The 23410-nt window shown below is 34.5% G+C and carries 26 protein-coding genes; 4 read left to right on the forward strand and 22 right to left on the reverse strand.

Annotated features, from left to right (window positions below):
* Positions 1 to 3 precede the first annotated feature (3 nt).
* From CQ046_RS03870 to CQ046_RS03910, 9 genes are all read right to left on the reverse strand, one after another.
* Positions 4 to 675, reverse strand: a complete 672-nt coding sequence (locus CQ046_RS03870; protein ID WP_105701011.1) for a porin family protein — start codon at positions 673 to 675, stop codon at positions 4 to 6.
* An 18-nt stretch (positions 676 to 693) separates the two neighbouring features.
* On the reverse strand, positions 694 to 1566 hold the full coding sequence (gene sucD, locus CQ046_RS03875; protein WP_047378735.1) for a succinate--CoA ligase subunit alpha: 873 nt from the start codon (positions 1564 to 1566) through the stop codon (positions 694 to 696).
* Positions 1567 to 1656: 90 nt separating this feature from the next.
* On the reverse strand, positions 1657 to 2559 hold the full coding sequence (locus CQ046_RS03880; RefSeq protein ID WP_076596573.1) for an LpxD N-terminal domain-containing protein: 903 nt from the start codon (positions 2557 to 2559) through the stop codon (positions 1657 to 1659).
* A gap of 67 nt (positions 2560 to 2626) precedes the next feature.
* A complete protein-coding gene (gene efp / locus CQ046_RS03885; RefSeq protein WP_105701012.1) occupies positions 2627 to 3193 on the reverse strand; it encodes an elongation factor P in 567 nt (188 codons plus the stop codon).
* Between the two features lie 15 nt (positions 3194 to 3208).
* Complete coding sequence (locus CQ046_RS03890; RefSeq protein ID WP_228406873.1) at positions 3209 to 3544, reverse strand: hypothetical protein; 336 nt, start codon at positions 3542 to 3544, stop codon at positions 3209 to 3211.
* A 25-nt stretch (positions 3545 to 3569) separates the two neighbouring features.
* A complete protein-coding gene (gene lpxA / locus CQ046_RS03895) occupies positions 3570 to 4364 on the reverse strand; it encodes an acyl-ACP--UDP-N-acetylglucosamine O-acyltransferase (protein ID WP_105701013.1) in 795 nt (264 codons plus the stop codon).
* A complete protein-coding gene (locus CQ046_RS03900) occupies positions 4365 to 5762 on the reverse strand; it encodes a bifunctional UDP-3-O-[3-hydroxymyristoyl] N-acetylglucosamine deacetylase/3-hydroxyacyl-ACP dehydratase (protein WP_089689994.1) in 1398 nt (465 codons plus the stop codon).
* Positions 5755 to 6786, reverse strand: coding sequence for a UDP-3-O-(3-hydroxymyristoyl)glucosamine N-acyltransferase (gene lpxD, locus CQ046_RS03905; RefSeq protein ID WP_105701014.1), 1032 nt, complete (start codon positions 6784 to 6786; stop codon positions 5755 to 5757). The genes CQ046_RS03900 and lpxD overlap by 8 nt, the downstream gene beginning before the upstream one ends.
* A 71-nt stretch (positions 6787 to 6857) precedes the next feature.
* A complete protein-coding gene (locus tag CQ046_RS03910; RefSeq protein WP_105701134.1) occupies positions 6858 to 8084 on the reverse strand; it encodes an HD domain-containing protein in 1227 nt (408 codons plus the stop codon).
* A 164-nt stretch (positions 8085 to 8248) separates the two neighbouring features.
* On the opposite strand from CQ046_RS03910, the gene CQ046_RS03915 reads away from it, so the two are divergent.
* The 4 genes from CQ046_RS03915 (at position 8249) to CQ046_RS03930 (ending at position 12920) form a co-directional block, all read left to right on the forward strand.
* Complete coding sequence (locus CQ046_RS03915; RefSeq protein ID WP_105701015.1) at positions 8249 to 9889, forward strand: S41 family peptidase; 1641 nt, start codon at positions 8249 to 8251, stop codon at positions 9887 to 9889.
* A 131-nt stretch (positions 9890 to 10020) separates the two neighbouring features.
* Positions 10021 to 11565 (forward strand): bifunctional response regulator/alkaline phosphatase family protein, encoded by a 1545-nt coding sequence (locus CQ046_RS03920; protein ID WP_105701016.1) that lies wholly within the window; start codon positions 10021 to 10023, stop codon positions 11563 to 11565.
* A gap of 123 nt (positions 11566 to 11688) precedes the next feature.
* Positions 11689 to 12066 (forward strand): MliC family protein, encoded by a 378-nt coding sequence (locus CQ046_RS03925; protein WP_105701017.1) that lies wholly within the window; start codon positions 11689 to 11691, stop codon positions 12064 to 12066.
* An 89-nt stretch (positions 12067 to 12155) separates the two neighbouring features.
* On the forward strand, positions 12156 to 12920 hold the full coding sequence (locus CQ046_RS03930) for an exodeoxyribonuclease III (protein ID WP_105701018.1): 765 nt from the start codon (positions 12156 to 12158) through the stop codon (positions 12918 to 12920).
* 69 nt (positions 12921 to 12989) lie between these two features.
* Here the strand turns inward: CQ046_RS03930 and CQ046_RS03935 are convergent, their stop codons facing one another.
* From CQ046_RS03935 to CQ046_RS03995, 13 genes are all read right to left on the reverse strand, one after another.
* Complete coding sequence (locus CQ046_RS03935) at positions 12990 to 13361, reverse strand: septal ring lytic transglycosylase RlpA family protein (protein ID WP_105701019.1); 372 nt, start codon at positions 13359 to 13361, stop codon at positions 12990 to 12992.
* Between the two features lie 567 nt (positions 13362 to 13928).
* Positions 13929 to 14651 (reverse strand): hypothetical protein, encoded by a 723-nt coding sequence (locus CQ046_RS03940; protein ID WP_105701135.1) that lies wholly within the window; start codon positions 14649 to 14651, stop codon positions 13929 to 13931.
* Positions 14652 to 14667: 16 nt separating this feature from the next.
* Complete coding sequence (locus CQ046_RS03945; protein WP_105701020.1) at positions 14668 to 15309, reverse strand: hypothetical protein; 642 nt, start codon at positions 15307 to 15309, stop codon at positions 14668 to 14670.
* Positions 15310 to 15681: 372 nt separating this feature from the next.
* Positions 15682 to 16980, reverse strand: coding sequence for a 30S ribosomal protein S12 methylthiotransferase RimO (gene rimO, locus CQ046_RS03950; protein ID WP_105701021.1), 1299 nt, complete (start codon positions 16978 to 16980; stop codon positions 15682 to 15684).
* A gap of 96 nt (positions 16981 to 17076) precedes the next feature.
* Entirely contained in the window at positions 17077 to 17622 is a 546-nt protein-coding gene (gene rfbC / locus CQ046_RS03955; protein WP_105701022.1) for a dTDP-4-dehydrorhamnose 3,5-epimerase, read from the reverse strand.
* Between the two features lie 14 nt (positions 17623 to 17636).
* The gene (locus CQ046_RS03960; RefSeq protein ID WP_105701023.1) at positions 17637 to 18206 is read right to left on the reverse strand and encodes a sugar transferase; all 570 of its coding nucleotides are present in this window, start codon (positions 18204 to 18206) and stop codon (positions 17637 to 17639) included.
* A gap of 14 nt (positions 18207 to 18220) precedes the next feature.
* The gene (locus tag CQ046_RS03965) at positions 18221 to 19357 is read right to left on the reverse strand and encodes an aminotransferase class I/II-fold pyridoxal phosphate-dependent enzyme (RefSeq protein ID WP_105701024.1); all 1137 of its coding nucleotides are present in this window, start codon (positions 19355 to 19357) and stop codon (positions 18221 to 18223) included.
* 4 nt (positions 19358 to 19361) lie between these two features.
* Positions 19362 to 20021, reverse strand: a complete 660-nt coding sequence (locus tag CQ046_RS03970; RefSeq protein ID WP_105701025.1) for an acetyltransferase — start codon at positions 20019 to 20021, stop codon at positions 19362 to 19364.
* A complete protein-coding gene (locus tag CQ046_RS03975) occupies positions 20018 to 20629 on the reverse strand; it encodes an MBL fold metallo-hydrolase (RefSeq protein ID WP_105701026.1) in 612 nt (203 codons plus the stop codon). The genes CQ046_RS03970 and CQ046_RS03975 overlap by 4 nt, the downstream gene beginning before the upstream one ends.
* Positions 20629 to 21372 carry an SDR family NAD(P)-dependent oxidoreductase gene (locus CQ046_RS03980; RefSeq protein ID WP_105701027.1) on the reverse strand — a complete coding sequence of 248 codons (744 nt, stop codon included), beginning with the start codon at positions 21370 to 21372 and terminating at the stop codon, positions 20629 to 20631. The genes CQ046_RS03975 and CQ046_RS03980 overlap by 1 nt, the downstream gene beginning before the upstream one ends.
* Before the next feature lie 6 nt (positions 21373 to 21378).
* On the reverse strand, positions 21379 to 22140 hold the full coding sequence (locus CQ046_RS03985) for an SDR family NAD(P)-dependent oxidoreductase (RefSeq protein WP_105701028.1): 762 nt from the start codon (positions 22138 to 22140) through the stop codon (positions 21379 to 21381).
* The gene (locus CQ046_RS03990; RefSeq protein WP_105701029.1) at positions 22133 to 22354 is read right to left on the reverse strand and encodes an acyl carrier protein; all 222 of its coding nucleotides are present in this window, start codon (positions 22352 to 22354) and stop codon (positions 22133 to 22135) included. The genes CQ046_RS03985 and CQ046_RS03990 overlap by 8 nt, the downstream gene beginning before the upstream one ends.
* A gap of 18 nt (positions 22355 to 22372) precedes the next feature.
* On the reverse strand, positions 22373 to 23374 hold the full coding sequence (locus tag CQ046_RS03995) for a 3-oxoacyl-ACP synthase III family protein (protein WP_228406874.1): 1002 nt from the start codon (positions 23372 to 23374) through the stop codon (positions 22373 to 22375).
* Between the last annotated feature and the right edge of the window lie 36 nt (positions 23375 to 23410).

A 23410-nucleotide genomic window follows, 5' to 3' on the forward strand; every position in this document is an offset into this window, starting at 1 on the left:
ATTCTATTGGAATATGTAGCTTAAGGTAAGAGCCAATACCTGTTCTGATTTTTTCTTATCAGTACCTTTTGTTTCTTTCTTAAGACCTGGGTAAGTATCACCAAGACCTAAGTCATATTTTATAGCAACTTCAAGTTGTCTTTTGTAGCTATATCCTATTCCTAAACCTAATCCCCAGTTAAAGCTTTTTGCTTTTCCGTTTACACCTGCCGGCTGGTTAGGATCAGTAACGTTCGGATCATAGTAAGGTCTGCTTACAGGAACATCTTTAACATTTTGGTTTAGTAAAAAGTTAAATCTAGGTCCTAATAATCCAAAGAATTCTGATTCAGCTTCTGAAAAATATCCTTTGAAATACAGAGGTACACTTAGGTAGTTATTTGCATATACAGCATCGTAACCGCTTACCCCTTTAGCATCTTTATCTTTCCCTGTTTCTCCTGCACCATAATACAGAACTTCCGGTTGAATAAAGAATTGGTTTGTCTTCCCTACGGGGATCAATGCCAAAGCTCCAGCTTGAAAAGTATATCTTGGGCCCGAAGGGTTATGGGCATTTGATACTCTGGAGTAGTTTAGGCCGCCTGTAACACCAAATCTTGTACTTCCCCATTGCACTTGTGCAAAAGATAAAGCAGAAAGAGTAAGTGCTGAGGCTAATAAAAGTTTTTTCATATGTTTTGGTTTTATATTTTATCCTAGGATTTTTGCTACAGTAGCACCGATATCAGCAGGAGAGTCAACAACGTTGATACCGTTTTCTCTCATGATTTCCATTTTTGCCTGAGCTGTATCTTCAGCACCACCTACGATAGCACCTGCGTGCCCCATAGTTCTTCCTTTTGGAGCAGTTTGTCCAGCGATGAATCCTACAACCGGCTTATTAGATCCGCTTGCTTTATACCATCTTGCAGCTTCAGCTTCAAGACCTCCACCAATTTCACCGATCATTACAACCGCTTCAGTTTCAGGATCGTTGATAAATAGCTCTAATGCTTCTCTTGTAGTAGTTCCGATAATTGGGTCACCACCAATACCAATAGCAGTAGAGATACCGTAACCTGCTCTTACTACCTGATCAGCAGCTTCGTAAGTAAGAGTACCTGATTTTGAAACGATACCTACTTTACCTTTTTTGAAAACGAAACCTGGCATAATACCAATTTTAGCTTCTTCAGAAGTAATAATTCCAGGGCAGTTTGGTCCGATTAATCTGCAGTCTCTGTCTGCGATGTAAGATTTTACTTTTACCATATCAGCTACAGGAATACCTTCAGTAATACATACAATCACTTTGATTCCTGCTTCAGCAGCTTCCATGATAGCGTCTGCTGCGAATGCCGGTGGTACGAAAATGATACTTACATTTGCTCCTGCTTTTTCAACAGCGTCAGCAACTGTATTAAATACCGGTTTTCCTAAGTGCTCGCTGCCTCCTTTTCCTGGAGTAACACCACCTACTACGTTTGTTCCGTATTCAATCATCTGACCAGCGTGGAAAGTTCCTTCGTTCCCTGTAAATCCTTGTACAATTACTTTAGAATCTTTGTTTACTAAAATTGACATTTTATTGTTGTTTTAATTTATTTATTATTTTATTAATGCTCACAAATTTACTTAAATTTCTTTGATTTTGGATAAAACCTTTGGAATTGTTTATTTGAGATTTCTCAGCTTTACTTCTTTTTTAAGATAAGTTTTAAAATCTTCTGCAAACATTCCGATATAGGTTCCTTTTTCAAGGTCTCTGTTCACTCCGGTTTTCCCTAAAAGCACAGATCCTGACTCAATTTTGTTCCCGGAAGCAATTCCTACCTGCCCCCATAATGTCACCTCATCTCCTATGATACAACATCCTGCAATTCCTACCTGAGAGGCAATCAGACACTTTTTTCCGATAACGGTATCGTGTCCGATTTGAATCTGGTTATCCAAAACAGAGCCCTCTCCAATAATGGTAGAGTCTGTAACACCTCTGTCAATGGTACAGCCATTTCCTATCTCTACATTGTTTTCGATGATCACATTTCCTACCGAAATCAGACGGTCAAAATTTCCGTTTAATTTTCTGTAATAAAACGCATCACCTCCTAAAACTGTATTGGACTGGATAATGACATTATCTCCGATTTCTGTACGGTCACCAATGACAACATTAGGGAAGATAAGGGTATTTTTTCCGATTTTCACATTGTTTCCAATCACTGCTGAAGAGTGAATCTTTGTACCTTCTCCTATTTCAACATCGTGAAGTTCTTCTGTGAAATTATATATTCTGGTAAAATGAGTATTGATTTTATTAAAGTCTCTGAAAGGGTCATCGGAAACTAAAAGTGCCTTGCCTTCCGGGCAATCAACTTCTTTATCAATCAAAATAATAGTCGCTGCAGAGTTTAAGGCTTTGTCATAATATTTAGGATGGTTCACAAAAACGATATCCCCAGGTTTTACCATGTGAATTTCATTAGTTCCCAATACTTCAAAGTCTTCAGGCCCAACAAATGCTGAACCTATTAAATCTGCAATCGTTTTAAGCTTTTGCGGAGAATGGAATCTCATAACAATAGATTTTCTTATAAAACAAAATTCGGACTGCTGATGCAAACCGAATTTATGTAAATTTTATTTATTCTTTTACTCTTTCTAAGTAGCTACCGTCTTCAGTGCTTACTTTAATTCTGTCTCCCGGTTCGATGAACAAAGGAACCATAACTCTTGCTCCTGTTTCAACGATTGCGTTTTTAAGAGCGTTTGTTGCAGTGTTTCCTTTTACACCCGGATCAGCTTCGATCACATCCAGATATACTGACTGTGGAAGTTCAGCAGAAAGTGGAGTTTCATCAGCTTCTTTCAAAATGATTGTTACTTCTTCACCAGCTTTCATAAACTGAGCGTTTTCGATCATTTCTTTGTTGATGTATAATTGAGAGAAGTCATCATTGTTCATGAAGTGGAATCCGTTCTCATCATCATAAAGATACTGGAACTTTCTTGTGATTACTTTTACTTCATCAATTTTGTGTCCTGCAGAGAAAGTGTTATCAATTACTTTTCCGTTGGTCACTGATTTTAATTTTGTTCTTACGAAAGCAGGTCCTTTTCCTGGTTTTACGTGAAGAAATTCGATTACTTTAAAAATATCATTGCTATATTCGATGCAAAGACCTTTTCTGATATCGTTACTTGTTGCCATTAATTTTGTAGATATTTATTTTCTTTTATTAAACTGTATTCCCTGCCCTTGCGGCATCATTCTGTTAAATGTATTATTATTGAACGTATTCACATTATTATTCAATCTGTTTACATTCATCTGAAGATCAGATTTATACTGATCGGTTGTTCCTAAAATTGAACTTCCGGTATTTTTCTGTTTCAGAATACTATTTAAGTTATTCTTTGCAATACTATCATTAGGTACTTCAGAAATTTTTCTTTCTATGGTAAAAGGTTTTTCCTTTTTCCCGGTTTCAGACTTTTCTGTTTGCTGTCCAAACAAAAAAGATGTTGCAGAAAGTGCCGTAAGTACAATTAAACTTTTCATAGTCTGATAGTATTTGTTATTAAAATTATTCCCTATCCTTTCCGGTTCCGTATCCTTTTACAATACCTCTTGGTGAGTTTTGAATAAACTGTAAGATTTCATCTCTTTCAGCCGTTGGAAGCATTTCTTTTTCAATATGAGAAATAGCCTGAGAAACGTTCATCTTCATTTGAAAGATCGCTCTGTAGATTTTCTGAATTTCAAAGATTTTCTCATTGGTAAATCCTCTTCTTCTTAAACCAACAGAATTGATCCCTGCATAAGACATGGGCTCTCTCGCTACTTTTACGTAAGGCGGAATATCTTTTCTTACCAAGGTTCCTCCTGAAATCATCACATGTTTCCCGATTTTACCAAATTGATGTACAGCTGATAAACCTCCCATTACGGTATAATCTCCAATTTCCACGTGTCCTGCAATACCACAACCGTTTACAATGATAACGTGATCTCCGATAACGCAGTCATGGGCAATGTGCGAAGTGGCCATAATAAGGCAGTGAGCACCTATTTTAGTAAATCCCAGGGCTTTTGTCCCTCTGTTTACCGTAACACACTCTCTGATTGTGGTTTCGTCACCTATAATTACCTGAGTATCTTCACCATCAAACTTCAGATCCTGGGGAATTGCAGAGATTACAGTCCCGGGAAATATCCTGCAGTTCTTCCCTATTCTTGCACCATCCATGATGGTTACATTAGGACCAATCCAGGTTCCTTCTCCAATTTCTACATCCCCTGCAATTGTAGTAAAAGGTTCTACGATTACATTTTTGCTGATTTTCGCACGTTTATCTACGGCTGCTAATTGATGAATCATTTAATCAACTTTATTTTTTGCAACTTGAGCCATAAGCTCTGCTTCTACTGCTACTGCATCTCCTACATATCCATACCCCTGCATATGAACAATTCCTCTTCTGATAGGCTCTATCAATTCAATTTTGAATATTAGTGTGTCTCCCGGAATTACTTTTCTCTTGAATTTCACTTTATCAATTTTGATGAAATAAGTAGAGTAGTTTTCAGGATCCGGAACGCTTGCCAGTACAAGAATACCTCCTGTCTGAGCCAATGCTTCTACCTGAAGTACTCCAGGCATTACAGGTTCTTTCGGGAAGTGTCCCACAAAGAATGGTTCGTTCATGGTAACATTTTTCAAACCTACTACGTGAGAGTCTGAAAGTTCAAGAACTTTATCAATCAATAAGAACGGAGGTCTGTGAGGCATAAGCTTCATAATTCCGTTGATATCGAATACTGGTTCTTTTGTCAGGTCAAAATCCGGAACGTTTTTCTTTTTTTGCAATTTCCACTGGCGGTTAAGTTTTTTCGCAAACTGAGTATTCACATAGTGTCCCGGTTTGTTGGCTATAACTTTACCTTTTATTTTTACTCCTGCCAAAGCAAGGTCACCGATTACATCCAGTAATTTGTGTCTTGCTGCTTCGTTAGGATAATTTAAATTAAGATTATCTAGAATACCGTTTGGTCTGATGGATACATTATCTTTTCCAAAGGCTTTCTTTAATTTTTCTGTAGTTTCAGGAGTAAGATCTTTATCTACATATACAATAGCATTGGAAATATCTCCACCTTTGATCAAACCATGATCTAAAAGCATTTCCAATTCATGCAGGAAGCTAAATGTTCTAGCTGATGAGATTTCGTCTTTAAATTCTGAAATATTTTTAAGAGTAGCATTCTGAGTTCCTAAAACTTTAGTCCCAAAATCTACCATTGTTGTTACTTCGTAAGTATCTGAAGGAATGATTGTGATTTCTGAACCAGTAGCCGGATCACTGTAAGTAAGAACTTCTTTTACGACAAGATATTCTCTTGCTACGCTCTGTTCTGCTACTCCAACACTTTCGATAGCTTCCACAAAGTACTTTGAAGATCCGTCCAGAATAGGAGGTTCTGAGGCGTCCATTTCTAAAACTGCGTTATCAATATCACAACCAACAAGAGCTGCTAAAAGGTGTTCGCAAGTAGTAATTTTTACCCCTAATTTTTCTAATGTAGTTCCTCTTTCTGTTGCTACAACATAATTTACATCTGCTTCTACCTGAGGATGTCCCTCCAAGTCTGTTCTTACAAATACAAAACCTGTATTTTCTTTAGCAGGTTTAATGGTAAGTTTTACTTCTTTACCAGTGTGAAGACCAATTCCAGAAAGAGTAACCTCTTGCTGAAGTGTTTTTTGCATATCACTCATTAGTATTATCTTTTGAGTTATTCTCAAGATTATTTATTCTGTTTACGATTCCAGGCAAGTTCCTGAAATGAACATAGCTTCTCAAATAGTCATTGTAGCTGATTGCTGGTGAACCATACAATGTTTCTCTATCATTAACGCTGGAATTCACGCCACTCTGGGCCTGAATTTTCACCTGATTTCCTATTTTGATATGTCCTACAACTCCTACCTGACCACCAATCTGGTTCCAGTCACCAATAGTGGTAGAACCAGCAATCCCCGCTTGTGCAGCAATTACATTATTCTGACCAATTTTCACATTGTGGGCAATCTGAATCAGGTTATCAATTTTAGTACCTTTTCCTATAATGGTAGAACCAATTGTAGCTCTGTCGATACTACAGTTTGAACCAATTTCTACATCGTCTTCAATGATTACATTTCCAAGCTGTGGTATTTTTTTGAAGCCTTCGGCTGTTGGCTGGAAACCAAAACCGTCACCTCCAATTACCGTATTGGAATGAATCACACAATTATCCCCAATAATACAGTAGTCATAAATTCTGGCACCACTGTCTATTTTACAGTTTTTACCAATTTTTACTCCTTTGCCTATATATACATGTGGATAGATCTGTGACCCTTCCCCGATTTTGGCTTTCTCAGAAACATACGTAAATGCTCCGATATAGGCTTTATCTCCTATGACAGCTGTATCGTGGATGGATGAACCATCCTCAACACCTTCTTTTCTTCCCTGCATTTCCTGATATAAATTCATCAGAATCTGAAAAGAAAGATAGGCATCTTTTACAACGATTAAGGTAGGGTTATAACTATTTTTATCCAGAAGTTGTTCCGAAACTATAATAACAGAGCAGTTTGAGGTATCCAAAAAATGAGAAAATCTATCTTGTGCTATAAAAGAAAGATGTCCTGATTCACCATTTTCAATTGGTGAAACCCCTGTAATAAGTGCATTCTCGTCACCTATTATTTTTCCGTCAATAAAACTTGCAATTTGCGAAGCTGTAAATTCCATATTCTGCAAAGATAAGAAATTCTAGAATTTGCAAACATTTTTTGGTTTCAGATCGTAAATTTTAATATTATTTAAGAGTCTAGTCCGGAGATATCTCTTGGAAACATAAGGATATAGCGGGTTGTTTTATTTACAATTAACCCTGATAAAAGCTGATCTTCTGACTCATGAAGCCTTGTTCTCTTACCATTTTTATGCAATAAATAAATTGGTTGTTTCTCCGCATGATACGGCAAAAGTTTTCGCTTTATTTCGTGAACCAGTTCTTTTCCATTATTGATTCCGAAAAATTCATTACTAATTTTTACTTTTTCATCAATTATTTCCTTTCCAAAAGGATGTGATGAAATAATTGTTTTAGGTAAATTTCTCTGAATTACGCATTTACACCAATATGAAAGAACAAAGTCATCCGAATTCTGCCATTCTTTCATCGCCTGGATCACATCATTATCATCAAGCTTGGTGAATCTTTCTACATCTTCGTCTGTAGCACCGCTCTTTTCACGGTATAAAAAATATTTCAGATTATCGGTTGCAGGAAGCGCTGTGCCTTGGGAAATCAGATATTTTGCTCTTTCAAGGATTTTGACTAAAAGAAATTCTGCCAAAGCTGAAGTTTTATGATAATACACCTGCCAGTACATAAACATCCTGGCGGTCAGAAAATTTTCAATAGAATAAATTCCTTTTGCATCAATCACCAGCTCCCCTTCTTCACATACATTCATCATGGAAATAATTCTCTGTGTATTAATATTTCCTTCAGATACTCCTGTAAAAAAGCTGTCTCTTTTCAAATAATCCAGACGATCAACATCCAACTGTGAAGAGATCAGCTGATTGAAAAATTTTCTATGATATTTTCCCTGAAACATTTCAATAGCCATTGAAAGCTGGCCTTCAAATTCTTCATTCAGTTTATTCATCAATAATAAAGAAAGATTTTCATGGTGCCAGTCATCCATCAGCATACTTTCCAATGCATGAGAAAACGGACCATGACCAATATCATGCATCAGAATAGCCAGCATCGCTCCTTTTTCTTCTTCCTCAGAAATTTTCACTCCTTTCTGCTTCAATGTTTCCAACGCAGTAAACATCAGGTGCATAGCCCCCAATGCATGATGAAATCTTGTATGAGTAGCTCCCGGAAAGATCAGGTTCAAAAGTCCTGTCTGCCCTATTCTCCTCAATCTCTGAAAGTAAGGGTGCTCAATGATATCAAATAAAATTTCGTGTGGAATTTTGATAAATCCGTGAACAGGATCGTTGATAATTTTTAGCTTATTCTGCATTGAAACGTCAATATTAGGAACAAAGTTAGGCATTTTAAAATTGAGAACTGGTTAATTTCATGTTAAAAGAAAACCTGTCTCTGTTCTTGGTTTATTCCTTAAAAAGCGTTTGCCACTATTGTATTTTAAGACTATCTTTGAGAGAGAAAACACAGTAATTTTTAATGAGAAAGTACTCTCTTTTCCTTTTATTATTTTTAAGTTTACATTTTTCTGCACAAATTATAACCGAGACCCAGAAACTGGAATCTCTCTGCAGAGTATGGGGATTTTTAAAATATTATCATCCTCATGTAGCCAAAGGAAATCTGAACTGGGACAAGCAGCTTTTTCACAAAATAGATGAACTTGAAAATATTAATGATAAACAATCACTGAATAATTTCTATTCTGAATGGATTGGCAGCCTTGGTGAAGTTCCACCCTGCAAAGAATGTTCAGTAAAGGATAATAAAATGTATTTTCTTAAAAATTTTGATTTGAGCTGGATTGACAATGCTCAAATTTTCTCTAATGAAGTATCTCAGAAACTCCATTACATTGAAAATAACCGAAATCTTGAGGATAATCATTATTTGGGAAAAGGCGGAAGAAAAATATATTTCAGAAATGAAAAATCATACGGTTCAAAATTCACATCCAAAACAATCAGCTTACTGGAGTTATTCAGATATTGGAATTATGTAGAGTATTTTTTTCCTTATAAATATGAAACTGATCAAAACTGGAATTACGTTCTTACCGAAATGATCTCCAAGTTTCTTTTGATTGATAATGATGAAAATTATCACTTGGCACTGGCTGAGCTGGTCACCAAAACAGATGACTCACATGCATATCTTTCGTCAAAAGAAATTCAGCTTAGCCAATATGGCAAACGTAAAGTCCCTGTAGAATATTCCTACACTGAAGGAAAATTAGTGATTACAAAAATAAAAGACACCCGCCCCAAAAACAACAGTCCTTTACATACAGGAGATGTCATTTATGATATTGAAGGAAAAACGATTCCTCAAATGATTAATATCTTAGGAAAATATGTACCTGCATCCAACTCATGGGGTAAAGTCAGCAAAATAAAGGATAAGCTTCTCTTTAGCAACAATGATTCTATTTCTTTAAAGGTTGAAAGAGATGGACAAAATCTGGAAATAAAAACCAGAACTTATCTTATCAGAGATATTATTCATGAAAAAATTCAGGCTCCCCGAAAGTGGAAATTTATAGATGAGGAAAAGAAAATCGGTTATGTCAATATGGGAATCATAGAAAAGGAAGATTTGGACGAAATGTATGGAGATTTGAATTCTGCAAAATCTATTATTTTCGATCTTAGGAATTATCCGAAACAAACCATTATTCCTTTAAGCTATCTCCTGCTTCCTGAGCCTTCGATCTATTATCTGTTTACTTTTCCTGACACCAGCTACCCGGGCAAATTTTACAGCAGAAAAAATGTTACCGGCAGAAAGAATCCCGAATACTATAAAGGAAATGTAATCGTTCTAGTAGATGAGAATACCCAAAGCCAGGCAGAAACAACAACAATGATGTTCAAGCAGCATCCGAAAGCAAAAATTATCGGAAGCAATACTTCAGGAGCCAACGGAGATGTTATTATGTTTAAAATTGCTGATCTTGATACGCGGTTCACAGGTCTTGGAGCTTATTACCCGGACGGAAGAGAAACGCAGAGAATAGGCATCATTCCGGATATCCTTGTAAAACCCAGCATAGAAGGGTTTAAAAACGGAAAAGATGAAGTCCTGGAAAAAGCTTTGGAATATATAAAAACCACTGATTAAGGAAATAAAAATGCGAAATATCAAACGGTATTTTCATTTAACTAATATTTAACTTTTAATTTCTCTAATTTGTGAGATTTTAAAAAGAATTGGTCAACATTTTGATACAATAACCATGTAAAAAATAAATTATGTCAGAAAAGATATTATGGATAGATGATGAAATAGATTTACTTAAACCTCATATCGTATTCTTAGAAAAGAAGGGTTACCAGGTAACTCCTGTTAACAATGTGAATGAGGCTTTGGAACTTATGGATTCAGAGAAATTTGCTTTAACGTTAATTGACGAAAATATGCCCGGTATTTCCGGTTTGGAAGCCATTCCCATGATTAAGGAAAAAGATAACTCCTTAAAAATTGTAATGGTAACTAAAAGTGAAGAGGAGCATATTATGGAAGAGGCCATCGGGTCTCAAATTGCCGATTATATCTTAAAGCCTGTAAATCCTAATCAGATATTACTTTCCCTCAAAAAAAATCTTCAGGAAGATAACTTGGTAGAACAAAAAACAATTTTACAATACCAACAGGAGTTCAGAAACCTTTCTATGGAACTTTCCTACCTGAGAACGTATCAGGAATGGGCAGAATATTATAAAAAAATCCTTAGCTGGGAAATCAAATTTGATAAAGTGGCAGATAATGAATTTGCTGATCTTTTGCAATCTCAGAAAGAAGAAGCCAATATTCAGTTTGCTAAGTTCATTGAGAAAAATTATGCAGACTGGCTTATTGACTCAGACAAACCTTTAATGAGCCACACGCTTTTCAAAGAAAAAGTAAAGCCTGAAGTGGAAAAAGAGAAAGTTCTTTTATTAATGGTAGACAATCTTCGTTACGACCAGTGGAAAGTGATTGAACCTTTGTTTACAAAATATTATAATAAAGTCTCGGAAGATTACTACTACAGTATCCTTCCTACTGCTACACAATATGCAAGAAACTCTTTCTTTGCAGGATTAATGCCGTCTGAGATTGAGAAACGTTTCCCGGATAAATGGTTTAATGATAATGAAGAAGGAAACAAAAATGAATTTGAGCGTGATTTCCTGGAAGATCAGATGAAAAGGATTGGTCTCGGATCAAAGTCTATGAAATACCTTAAAGTATTGAACGCAGATTTTGAAAGAAAGATCTACGATGATTTTAACCAGCATAAAAACAATGATCTACTGGTAATCGTATACAACTTTATTGATATCCTTTCCCATGCGAAGACAGATAACCATATCGTAGATCAGTTGATCCGTGATGATAAAACTTTCCGTTCTCTTACCTACAACTGGTTTGAAAACTCTTCTTTACTGAAGATCATCAAAACAGCTGCAGAAAACGGTTATAAATTGGTTATTACTACAGACCACGGAACGGTGTATGTTAAAAAGCCGAGTAAAGTGGTTGGAGATAGAGAAACATCCACCAATATCAGATACAAAACAGGTAAAAGTTTAACGTATGATGACAGTGATGTATGGGCGATTACGAATCCGGAGAAACTTTTCCTTCCCAAAGGAAACTTAAGTTCGAAATATATTTTTGCTAAAAATAATATATTCCTGGCTTATCCTAAGAATTACAATCATTTTGTTAATTACTATAAAGAAACATACCAGCATGGAGGAATTTCACTTGAAGAGTGTATTATTCCTATCAGCGTTCTAGAACCCAAGTAGTTTTTTTCATAGTTTATTTAATTTTGGGTTAAAAGCGGAAAAAATCGAATGATTTTTTCCGCTTTTTTCTTTAAGGCATTCATTTTGCATACAAAAAGACACACACATTAATAATATACATTTATGAAAAAACACATTTTTATTGCAGCAGCATCTGCCGCATTATTTTTAACTTCATGTAATAAAGAAAAGAAAACAACAGATTCAACTTCTGCTACTGCAGATAGTATTGCATCAAAACCATCTGATTCAGCAGCCGTTGCTGGAACTCAGGATGAAATTGTAAAAAGTACTTCGAAAGACAAAAGCGGAAAAACTTTAGACATGACTTTCAACAATACTAAAAATACAGCTACAGTAGTATTCAACAAAGAAACCATTGAATTACAGGGACAAAAACCTGCATCAGGGATCTGGTATAAGAATGATCATTATGAATTGAGAGGAAAAGGTGAGGAAATAGAACTAACAAAAGACGGTAAAACGGTTTTTAAAAAATAAAATCTCTTTCTAAAAATATAAAAAGTCGGCTTTGAAATTCAAAACCGGCTTTTTTATTTCCCTACATTTGAAAAAAATTATTCTTGTTTATGAAATTAATCACTTATAATGTCAACGGAATCAGAGCTGCTTTCACAAAAGATTTCCTCGGCTGGCTGAAGGCTGCTGACCCGGATATCATCTGTATTCAGGAGAGTAAAGCCGGAAACGATCAGATAGACATCGAAAGTCTTGAAAAATTAGGTTATCACAGTTATTGGCACTCAGCCGTTAAAAAAGGCTATAGCGGAGTCGGAATTGCCTCCAAAATCAAACCTAATCATGTAGAGTATGGCTGTGGTATCGAAAGCTATGATAATGAAGGAAGAATCATTCGTGCGGATTTTGACGGATTTTCAGCTATTTCTGTATATGTTCCTTCCGCTTCCAATATTGAAAGACTGGATTTCAAAATGCAGTTCTGTCATGACTTTCTGGAGTATATCAAAAATTTAAAGAAAGAAATTCCCAATCTTATTATATCCGGCGACTTTAATATTTGCCATGAAGCAATCGATATCCACAATCCGGAGGGCTTAAAGAATGTTTCAGGATTTCTTCCTATGGAAAGAGAATGGATGACCAATTTTATGAATGAATGTGAACTGATAGACAGCTTCAGGTTTTTCAATGGTGATCCTGATAATTATACCTGGTGGAGCTACAGACAAAATTCCAGAGCGAGAAACAAGGGATGGAGGCTGGATTATAACTTCACTTCTTACAGCTTAAAGGATAAGCTCTCAAGGGCTGCTATTTTAAAGGAAGCTGTGCATTCTGACCATTGCCCTGCTTTATTGGAATTGAATGTATAATCACCAAGATATTGATGCATACAAAAAGCCAGCTGAATCAGCTGGCTTTTTTTAATTTAAATCATAAAATTAATCGACAATTTCATATTCGACCGGAATTGTACCATGATTGATATCTCCGATCTCATCGAACGCAGCTTTAGACATGTCTAAAGATCTTGATGAATGGAAAGGCCCTCTATCATTAATCCTCACTATTACCTCTTTACCATTCTTAAGGTTCGTAACCTTAACGTTTGTTCCAAATGGAAGCGTTCTGTTTGCTGCTGTAAACTTTGAGTTATCAAAGATTTCTCCGCTAGCAGTTTTTCTACCGTTAAATTTATCGTGGTAGTACGATGCATAACTTGTTTTTTTCGCATCTAAGGCATTACTCGTAAAAGAATAAATACCCAGGGTTGAAATCATCATTATGATTACGAGAATGAATCTTTTCATCATGTTGAACTTTTATTGGTTTTGACGGAGCAAATGTATCAGGAATCTTTATAAAACCCTATTCAATATGTTAAAAACAGTTAATAAAACATTAATAAAATGTTAACTAAGTCTGCAACCCCCTATGAATAGGGCTTTTAAATAACACTGTTAAAAAGCGTTAAAAAAACCATCAAAAAGTTAATATAATTAACTAACCCGTGCATAATTTAAATTTACAAAATATAAAAACAATTGAAAATCAACAATTTACAAAATTCATAAAGTTAAAATAAAAACCACAAAATTTATTTTCAATATTTAAAGTCTTAAAAACCGGATACTGGATAAACTTTCTTACAGAAGAAGTTTCACCACATAAAATAAGATTTACAGACTGATTTTTAACACCTTTTATTTTGTTAAAATTTAAATGCTGATTTATCTATTGACCTAATATTAGATTTTAATAGCTCAAAAAATAAATTTATGATGATGTACTACCCAAAAAATTAAATGAACACAAGTCTTTTTAAAAAGTAAAAACCAATGATTTCTCATTGGTTTTATTATCTGTACTTAAATAGAGTATTATTTAGTATATTCTACAACATAGTCATAGTTACCATTCGGATATACTACAGACATACTTGGAGAACCTGTAATGAAGTTTCCATTAGTTTTATCATAAGAATAAACACTGTTTGCATAAACATTATTTGTTCCTGCCTGATAAATAGTAATTCTATATAAGCTTCCAGTAGAAGGAATAATTACTGGATTAGTATAAGTATTAGGAGCTGTTGATCCATTTACTGTAAAAGATGATTTAATAGCATAGATCTGAGCGTTATTTATTAATCTGTTCGTTACAGTTTCTGTAGTAAGAATGTTTTCTTTTACACCAGCATTAGCACCTGCTATTGGAACCCATTTTCCATTAGTAATATTACCTGGATTACCCGGATTTGAGAAGTAATAAAAACCTGGAGTAACTGCAGTTATAACTCCCTGACCAGTAAGAGTATTACCTGCTGTAGTATTATATACAACCATTCCATCAAAATTAGATAAAGTTACATCATTATCCATAGGTGCTGTATCAAATTGGAATGTTGTCAGGTTTGTTCTAGGAAACCCAAGTCCTCGTCCGTAATTCTGATTAGCCAAACCTTCAAAGTTACTTGCATCTAAAAAATAGTTTGAACCGGTCAAGGCTGTAACAACATTTGAATTTGTCAAAATCTGTGCATTGGTAGAAATTCCAGCAAATAGTAAAATCCCTCCAAAAATATTTAAAAATTTATTTTTCATTGTATTTATGTTTTTATTAGTTTCTACCTGCAATTATATACCATGTAGTTCCATTACTGTAAATTTCAACTGCAGAAATAGGTGTAAGAGTTGACATACCTTTAGGAGTAGCTATACCATCAGTTCCACTAAAAGTAAGGTTACCCCCAGTTTGGTTTCTGATACGAATTGTTCTTCCATTATAAGCTGCAGGTGTTGGTAAAGTTAAGAGGGTTCCTGTAGTAAATTCCCAATAATCAAAATTAGAATTAGACCAGTCATAAGCTGTAGAGGCTGCCTGAGCCAAGTTTAATCTGAATGGAGTTGCAACAGCACCTCCGCCTAAAGTTTTCCAAGTAGAAGATGCTGAATCATAATAGTAAAATCCTACAGCTGTTACATTAGTAGTTTTAGCTGTAGCAGTACCATCAATAGCGGTAACAAAAGCTAAAGCACCATTTTGAGCAGCAACATAAGCCGCATCTTTTGCATACAACTGAGATCTTGTCATACGAGGGACTAACAAGGCATCAGGCTTAGTGTTGTCAGTAGTATTTGCTACTACATCTAGAGTTGCTGCAGGTGTGGTTGTGTTTATCCCAACTCCCGCATTAGTCTGAGCCTTAGAAAAAGCCGAAAGGCCAACAAGCATAATTGCTGTTAATAAAATTTTTTTCATAAGTTTTTAAAGATTTTTAATTACATTTTTTTTCATCAATATTTCCAAAAAAGGAAAATGCATCCCAACTTGTGAATATTATATTGAAACTAAAACTATAAAATAACTATTTCAATTAAGTTTTAGTTTCATTTTAATGATTAACTCATTGAAAGCATATTATTTAAAAATATTGCTTATTGCGCAAATTTAAGACATAATTTTTGAATTTATATAAATAAAAAAAGAAAATTAAAAAATCTTAATTTTACAAAACACTAACAATTTGATTATCAAATAAATAAGAATAAGAAGCAGAGAAAATTCTATGTTAAAATTTATCAATACATTAATTTTATAAACCTTATTTTTAACTGATTAATAAGGGATTAGCTATACCAATTCTCCATATAAGTCAAATTCTTCTGCTGAAGTAATTTTAACCTCTGCAAATTCACCTATAGAAATATAAGTATCTTCAGAAACCAACACGGTATTGTCTACATCAGGTGAGTCATATTCTGTCCTTCCGATAAAATAATTCCCTTCTTTACGATCAAAAACACATTTGAATATTTTCCCTACTTTTTCCTGGTTCTTTTCCCATGAAATTTGAGACTGCAGTTCCATAATTTCTTCTACTCTAGCCTCTTTTACTTCCTGTGGAATATCATCTTCCAATACATATGCTGTAGTATTCTCTTCGTGAGAATAGGTAAAGCAGCCTAGTCTGTCAAATTTCTGTTCTCTTACCCAGTCTTTAAGCTCCTGGAATCTTTCTTCTGTTTCACCAGGATATCCAACAATAAGTGTTGTTCTGATTGCCATATCAGGAACTTTTTCTCTGAATTTTCCTAAAAGAGCATCTGTTTTTTCGTGGGTAGTACCTCTCTTCATTGATTTCAACAAATCGGAATTGATATGCTGAAGCGGGATATCTATATAATTACAAACTTTAGGTTCTTCACGGATAATATCAAGAACATCTTCCGGGAAACCACTTGGAAAAGCATAATGAAGACGGATCCATTCTACACCTTCTACTTTCACCAACTCTTTTAAGAGGTCACCTAATGCTCTTTTTTTATAAAGATCAAGACCATAATAAGTAAGATCCTGTGCAATAAGAATTAATTCTTTTGTTCCTTTTTTCGCCAGTTTCTGAGCTTCAGAAACTAATTTTTCGATAGGGGTTGAAATGTGCCCTCCTCTCATCAATGGGATCGCACAGAAAGAACACGGTCTGTCACAGCCTTCTGAAATTTTAAGGTATGCATAATGCTTTGGAGTAGTTGTCAGTCTTTCACCTACCAATTCATGTTTATAATCTGCTCCAAGATGTTTTAGCAGCATCGGAAGATCTCTTGTTCCGAAATACTGGTCAACATCCGGAATTTCTTTTATCAAATCCGGCTTGTATCTTTCTGATAAACATCCTGTAACGAATACTTTTTCAACCTCACCTCTATTTTTCGCCTCTACATAATCCAGAATAGTGTTGATGGATTCTTCTTTAGCATTATCAATAAATCCGCAGGTATTGATTACTACAATGTCACCACGGTCTTCGTGAACCACTTCTTTGCCATTGGCTTTCAGCTGGCTCATTAATACTTCAGAATCGTATACATTCTTGGAACATCCAAGAGTGACTACATTGATTTTCTTCTTCCCTACAGATTTTGTACGCATCTTTTTGATTTTGAGTCTGCAAAGATACGAAATATTGAAGAGTTAGGAATTAAAAAATAAAAACCACTTTAGAAAAGTGGTTTTCAGGGATATACTTTAAAAGTTTTTTTCTTTAAACAAAGGTGCATTCTCGTCTTTTTCAGAAAGAATGGCATCTTTCTCATCAACTTTCCAGTCTATACCAAGATCCGGATCATTGAATTTTACACTGCCTTCTGATTCTTTATTATAAAAGTTGTCACATTTATAGGAAAACACAGCGTTAGTACTCAGTACAGAAAATCCATGTCCAAAACCTCTTGGTACATATAGCTGAAGTTTATTTTCTGCAGTAAGCTCAATTCCGAACCACTTTCCGAATGTAGGAGAATCTTCTCTAAGATCTACCGCTACATCCCATACGCTGCCTTCAAGACAAGATACCAGTTTTGCCTGTGCATGTTCGCCTTTCTGAAGGTGCAGCCCTCTAAGTACTCCATAAGAAGATTTGGAAATATTATCCTGTACAAAGTGCCCGTTCATTCCTGTAAGTTCTTCGAATCTTTTTTCGTTGTATTTTTCAAAGAAGTAGCCTCTGTCATCTTCAAATACGGTAGGCTCTATGATATAACAATCTTTAAGCGGGGTTTCTTTAATTTTCATAATAGTAATAAATTCTATTTCAATATGGTTTTCACTGTTTTAAACAGAATCATGATATCATTTTTGAAAGACATTGTTTCAAAATAATCAAGATTCATTTTTACTTTATTTGGGAAAAGTATTTCATCATTATATGCTAAGGGATCCTTCTGGTTTTTCAGAAGTTCTTCTTCATTTCTGTATTTTATGCTTGCTTCACAAGTTAATCCTGGTTTCAACTCCAGTACTTTTCTATCTTCTCCTGTAAGTTTATCATAATATCCTTCAATATCAGGCCTGGGACCCACAAAACTCATTTCTCCTTTCAAGACATTAAACAATTGTGGAAGTTCATCAAATTTAAGCTTCCTAAGAGTCTGCCCTGTTCTGGAGCATGTTCTCTTTCTTTCATGAATTGTTTTAAACTTAAAAATGGTAAAAGGTTTTCCGTACTGCCCAATCCGTGTTTGGAGAAAAATACCATTAGAAGATGTATCCAGGCTTGCAATTATAAACAAAATGATCAGTATTGGCAAAAGCAGCAATATAACTATTACTGCTAAAATAAAATCAAAAATTATTTTCCAATTTTTATACTGATTCATTCAATGTAATGCTATTAAACTTTAAAGTAAGTATGAATTACTTTTGTTATTCTTTCTCTGTCATCATCGGACAAATTAGAGCCTGATGGAAGACATAATCCGTTATCAAAAAGTTTTTCTGAGATATTTCCTCCATAGTAAGGAGCAGACTCAAAAACTGGCTGCAGATGCATTGGCTTCCATAGTGGTCTTGATTCGATATTATCTTCTAAAAATGCATGTCTTAAATCTTCCCTGTTCTTTCCTGTAGTTTCAGGATCAATAATTATTGCAGACAGCCAATGATTTGAATAAAAATCACTATTTGGTTCTGTAAATACTGTTACACCTTCAATATTTTTGAAAAGATCAACATAAAAATCGTGCATTGCTCTGCGGGCAGCAACTCTGTCTTTAAGTACTTCCATTTGTCCTCTTCCTATTCCCGCCACAATATTACTCATTCTGTAGTTGAATCCAATATGTGAATGCTGATAATGAGGAGCATTGTCCCTTGCTTGAGTGGATAAGAAAACGATTTTATCTTTATCTTCTTTGGTATGGCATACTAATGCACCACCACCTGAAGTCGTGATAATTTTATTTCCATTAAAGCTTAGCACTCCGAAACGTCCGAATGTTCCACATGCCTGTCCTTTATAAGTGGATCCCAAAGCTTCTGCAGCATCTTCAATTAAATCTATTTCAAATTCTTTTGCAACAGCCATAATTTCGTCCATTTTTGCCGGCATTCCGTATAAATGAACAACAATGATAGCTTTTGGCTTTTTCCCTTTTTGAATTCTGTCTTCAACAGCTTCTCTTAAGGCTTTAGGACACATGTTCCATGTATCATTTTCGCTGTCTACAAAAACAGGATCGGCACCGCAATACGCTATTGGGTTGGCAGAGGCTGAAAATGTCATAGACTGACAAATTACTTCATCTCCGTGCTGAACACCAGCTTCAATTAAAGCAAGATGAAGAGCTGCTGTTCCTGCTGATAAAGCAGCAACCTTTACGTCTTTATTTAAGAATTTTTCTAAGTCTTCTTCAAAACCGTTAACGTTCGGGCCTAATGGAGCGATCCAATTTTCATCAAAAGCTTCATTGATATATTTTTGTTCGTTACCTCCCATATGCGGTGAGGATAACCAGATTTTATTTGACATATTATTATGATCTTATGATAGTTACTTTTTCTTTAAACCGGTAAAAAACAGTTTCATTATCAGAAACATTTTTATCAATAACCATTCCTGCCTGAATGGTATTCTCAGAACCAATTGTTATTGAAGGAATAACTGTACTTCTAATTCCAAAAAAATTTTTGTTCCCTATTTTTACATTGCCTGCTAAGCCTGCAGTAGATAAAAAATTATAGTCACCTATTTCGCAATCATGACTAATAAAGCTATATGAAGTAACTAAATTAAAATCACCTATTTTACAATTGGGACCAATAACCGAATTTGGATATATTATATTTCCTTTTCCAAGTTTAGCCGATTTTGAAATAACAACTGACGGGTGGATAATTGTTGGGAAATCTAATTTTCCCAAATCTAATTTTTCTACAATACTTTCTTTACCTGAAGGATTCGCAAATCCAAAAATATAAGAATATTGCTCTGAAAATTCATGCTTCGCAATTGGACCTAAAAAGCGGCCTTCAAAACCATACTTTTCAGATTTTATCTTAAAATCATCTTCATTATCATTTAGAAAACCATAGATTTCAAATGCATTAGAAGGATTTTGATTTTGGATATCTTCCAAATAAGAAATTACTTCTGAAGCTACAGCTCCACTTCCTATAAAAATTATTGGTTTCATATTGTCTTATTATCTTCAAAAATATACTTTTCACCATGTCCTGGAAAAATAGTAACCCCTTGAAGCATGTTTTTATGTTTTTCTATACTTTGCTGATATGTCTTTTTGGAACCTGTAGGTAAATTGGTAACAATTCTTGTCCCTTGTAAAAGAAAATCTCCAGAAAAAAAGAAATCTCCAATTTTCAGACTTATTGAGGAGTCTGTATGCCCAGGTGTATTATATATTTCAAACTCATAATCAATCATTTTAAAGTAACCTTCCTCAACAATAATCTCAGATTTATCTACTACTAACTTGTTTTGATTATGAAATATCGCCAGATTTTTTTTAGGATTTGGCAATCTTTCTGATGTTTTATGAGATGAAATTACCTTAACATTTGGAAAATTTTCTCTTAAAAAGTTCACTCCTAAAATATGGTCAAAATGTTCATGAGTGAGGAAAATAAACTTTAAATCCAAATTATTATCATATAAATAATCTGTAATTCTCTTGTCATTTTCAGTACCAGGATCAATAATTAAAGCCTCTTGATTTTGAGGATTAGCTAAAATATAGGATATTGAATCAATAGGTGAATTTTCAAATAATTGAATAGTCAGCATTATCCTGTAATATTAATACTTCTTCCTCCATCAACAGTTAATTGCTGCCCCGTAATCCATCTTGATTGTTCTGAAAGTAAAAAGCTAACAGCTTCTGCAATATCATTTGGTAAGCCAATCCCTAAAGGGTATTGTGCAGACATACGCTGACTTACTTCTTCATTTTCAAAAATTGACTTTGTCATTTCTGTAATTACAGCACCTGGTAAAACAGAATTTATTCTAACTTTAGGAGCTAACTCAACAGCTAAGCTTCTCATTAATCCATCCAACGCTGCTTTAGAAGAGCCGTAAGTACTCATTGCTTTTGCACCACGATTACTAATATTGCTAGAAATTAAAACTACATTATTCAATGCTGAATTATTTGCTTTCTTATTTGTCAGCAGCTTTATAATGATATTGGCTGAAAATACATTGGTTTTGAAAGTTTCCAACATCAAATCCTGACTAACCAACTTTAGTGGAACCATTTTCATAAAACCTGCACAATGTACAAATTTCTGAACTGCCAATTGATTCTCAGAAAGGAAATGCAAAATATTTTTCTCTAAATTATCAATATCAGAAAGATCCAAAGGCAAAATATATACTGAATTTTCCGTTGAACATTTTGATTTTAAAGCTTCTAATTTCTCTGTATTTCTTCCGCTGAGAATAATGTCATATTGCTGGGACAATGTTATTGCTAACGCCTCCCCAATTCCTGCTGTAGCTCCTGTTAAAAAAAGTGTTTCTTTCATATAAAATTATTGTGCTGTAAAACCACCATCTACCGATAAAATACTTCCGGTTACCCATTTGCTCATATCTGATAATAAATAGGTAATTCCATAAGCAATATCTTCTGCCTCGCCCAATCCCAAAGGATGAAGTTGGTTTAATCTATCATTATACTCATTATCAAAAGACCCGGAAACATTATCTAACATCTCGGTTTTGATAAACCCGGGAGCTACACAATTCACACGAATATGTTTTGGTGCCAGTTCTATTGCCAATGACTTGGTAATACCGTGCAAAGCTGATTTGGACATTGCATAGGCTACATTTGCAGCAGAGCCTACTAATCCATAAACTGATGAAATAAAGACTACAGATGGATTTTCCAATTTATAGTTTTTATGCTTTGTAAATACTTTCGATAATTCTAGAGCAGCAACTGTATTTATTTTCAACACTTTCTCAACAGTATCTGTATTTAAAGTCTTTAATGGTGAAACATAAGGAATTCCGGCAATGTGTACCATCCCGTCCAAAGCACCAAAAGATTTTATCTTATCACCTACAGTATTTTTAATTCCATGAATGTCTGATAAATCTATAGCAAGATAATCACATTTCTCATTACAGTCTTTCAAAGTTTCTTTCAACGAAGCTTCATTGATATCCAATAAAAGAAGCTTTGCATTTAATGAAGATAAATACAAAGCTGTTGCTTTTCCAATTCCGGAACCTGCTCCTGTGATAAGGATTGATTTTTCAGAAAAGTCTAAAAAATTTTTATGCATTTTGTCTGCTTAGAATTAATTGATGTAAGCCTTCAATTGTTTTAGCATCTGCAATCTCTGCATTGGTTAATGAAACTTGATACTCATCATCTGCCAAAGCAATAATTGATAGTGTAGTTAAAGAATCCCAAGCTTCAAAAGAAGTAAGTTCATCAGAAGGATTTACACTATCCACCTCCATTATTTCTGTCATTTGTTCTAAGAAATCTTCCATAATTATATATTTTATTTTTTATTTATAAATAAGTTTGCAAAAGTCTAAATTTCCCAATTTCATAATAATAGTTCCCCATGTAAGTCCTACTCCGAAACCAGAAAAACATACTTTTAATTCTGAGTTTTCTAATTGTTCTCCTAAATTATAAGTAGTAACCACCGGAATAGTTACACCACTGGAGTTTCCAAAATTTTCTACTACATTGGATGGTAACTTTTCTCTGCTTACTCCAATTTTATCGGCTAATTTTTGTAGCATAAACCTGTTAGGCTGATGAAATAAGAAATAATCAATAGCTTCTACACTATCATTAGAGTTTTCCACAATATTTTTTATTTGTTCCGGAACCCTTGTCTGAACAAAATTAAATACATTATCTCCCTGCATTACCAAATGATTCTTACTTCTTTTATTCCCAAAAGTATCTTCATAAAGTTCGGCAGTTTCTTCAGTAATTGGCATTCTTGCACCGCCAGCAGGAATATTAAGTGCCATTGCCCCACTTCCATCCATTCTTATTTCGCCAACTATAGACGTATTTTCATCCGTATTTTCAATAATTGTGATTGCTGCAGCATCTCCAATTAATGGATTGCTATTCCTGTCGAATTTTGAAACTTTCGGACTTAAAACATCTGCATTACACAAAACAACTTTGTTAACGCCTTCATTATTAAGCAACATAAAAGCTTGCTGTAATCCTACAACAAAACCAGCACACCCCTGATTGATATCCAGACAGAATACACGTTCATCCAGCTCATATTTACCATGCAGTAAATTACTTGTTGGCGGCATAATAAATTCTGGACTTTGGCTTACAAAAAGTAAAGCATCAATAGAATTTTTATCTAATAAATGATTATCGAATAAATAATCTAAGCCTGCCGCTACCAAATCAAAACTTGTAGTAGATTCTTCAGCTACAACTCTTTTGGATTTAAAGCCCATTGCAGCTTTTAGTTTTAAAGATTTGGCTTCAGAAAAGCTATAATTCTGCATCTCATCTTCAAACATAACTTCGTTTGAAGGCAAGATACTCAGTATACCTGT

It is taken from the genome of Chryseobacterium sp. MYb7, assembly GCF_002979455.1.
GTDB lineage: Bacteria > Bacteroidota > Bacteroidia > Flavobacteriales > Weeksellaceae > Chryseobacterium.

Bases quoted from the DNA above. Each gene is read 5' to 3' on its own strand.
- rimO (WP_105701021.1), bottom strand. From the start codon at position 16,980: ATGCGTACAAAATCTGTAGGGAAGAAGAAAATCAATGTAGTCACTCTT.
- rfbC (WP_105701022.1), bottom strand. From the start codon at position 17,622: ATGAAAATTAAAGAAACCCCGCTTAAAGATTGTTATATCATAGAGCCT.
- CQ046_RS03925 (WP_105701017.1), top strand. From the start codon at position 11,689: ATGAAAAAACACATTTTTATTGCAGCAGCATCTGCCGCATTATTTTTA.
- CQ046_RS03995 (WP_228406874.1), bottom strand. From the start codon at position 23,374: ATGTTTGAAGATGAGATGCAGAATTATAGCTTTTCTGAAGCCAAATCT.
- CQ046_RS03900 (WP_089689994.1), bottom strand. From the start codon at position 5,762: ATGAGTGATATGCAAAAAACACTTCAGCAAGAGGTTACTCTTTCTGGA.
- lpxA (WP_105701013.1), bottom strand. From the start codon at position 4,364: ATGATTCATCAATTAGCAGCCGTAGATAAACGTGCGAAAATCAGCAAA.
- CQ046_RS03975 (WP_105701026.1), bottom strand. From the start codon at position 20,629: ATGCTGACTATTCAATTATTTGAAAATTCACCTATTGATTCAATATCC.
- CQ046_RS03935 (WP_105701019.1), bottom strand. From the start codon at position 13,361: ATGATGAAAAGATTCATTCTCGTAATCATAATGATGATTTCAACCCTG.
- CQ046_RS03970 (WP_105701025.1), bottom strand. From the start codon at position 20,021: ATGAAACCAATAATTTTTATAGGAAGTGGAGCTGTAGCTTCAGAAGTA.
- CQ046_RS03980 (WP_105701027.1), bottom strand. From the start codon at position 21,372: ATGAAAGAAACACTTTTTTTAACAGGAGCTACAGCAGGAATTGGGGAG.
- CQ046_RS03960 (WP_105701023.1), bottom strand. From the start codon at position 18,206: ATGAATCAGTATAAAAATTGGAAAATAATTTTTGATTTTATTTTAGCA.
- lpxD (WP_105701014.1), bottom strand. From the start codon at position 6,786: ATGGAATTTACAGCTTCGCAAATTGCAAGTTTTATTGACGGAAAAATA.
- CQ046_RS03920 (WP_105701016.1), top strand. From the start codon at position 10,021: ATGTCAGAAAAGATATTATGGATAGATGATGAAATAGATTTACTTAAA.
- efp (WP_105701012.1), bottom strand. From the start codon at position 3,193: ATGGCAACAAGTAACGATATCAGAAAAGGTCTTTGCATCGAATATAGC.
- CQ046_RS03945 (WP_105701020.1), bottom strand. From the start codon at position 15,309: ATGAAAAAAATTTTATTAACAGCAATTATGCTTGTTGGCCTTTCGGCT.
- CQ046_RS03870 (WP_105701011.1), bottom strand. From the start codon at position 675: ATGAAAAAACTTTTATTAGCCTCAGCACTTACTCTTTCTGCTTTATCT.
- CQ046_RS03890 (WP_228406873.1), bottom strand. From the start codon at position 3,544: ATGAAAAGTTTAATTGTACTTACGGCACTTTCTGCAACATCTTTTTTG.
- CQ046_RS03940 (WP_105701135.1), bottom strand. From the start codon at position 14,651: ATGAAAAATAAATTTTTAAATATTTTTGGAGGGATTTTACTATTTGCT.
- CQ046_RS03990 (WP_105701029.1), bottom strand. From the start codon at position 22,354: ATGGAAGATTTCTTAGAACAAATGACAGAAATAATGGAGGTGGATAGT.
- CQ046_RS03985 (WP_105701028.1), bottom strand. From the start codon at position 22,140: ATGCATAAAAATTTTTTAGACTTTTCTGAAAAATCAATCCTTATCACA.
- CQ046_RS03915 (WP_105701015.1), top strand. From the start codon at position 8,249: ATGAGAAAGTACTCTCTTTTCCTTTTATTATTTTTAAGTTTACATTTT.
- sucD (WP_047378735.1), bottom strand. From the start codon at position 1,566: ATGTCAATTTTAGTAAACAAAGATTCTAAAGTAATTGTACAAGGATTT.
- CQ046_RS03965 (WP_105701024.1), bottom strand. From the start codon at position 19,357: ATGTCAAATAAAATCTGGTTATCCTCACCGCATATGGGAGGTAACGAA.
- CQ046_RS03880 (WP_076596573.1), bottom strand. From the start codon at position 2,559: ATGAGATTCCATTCTCCGCAAAAGCTTAAAACGATTGCAGATTTAATA.
- CQ046_RS03930 (WP_105701018.1), top strand. From the start codon at position 12,156: ATGAAATTAATCACTTATAATGTCAACGGAATCAGAGCTGCTTTCACA.
- CQ046_RS03910 (WP_105701134.1), bottom strand. From the start codon at position 8,084: ATGCAGAATAAGCTAAAAATTATCAACGATCCTGTTCACGGATTTATC.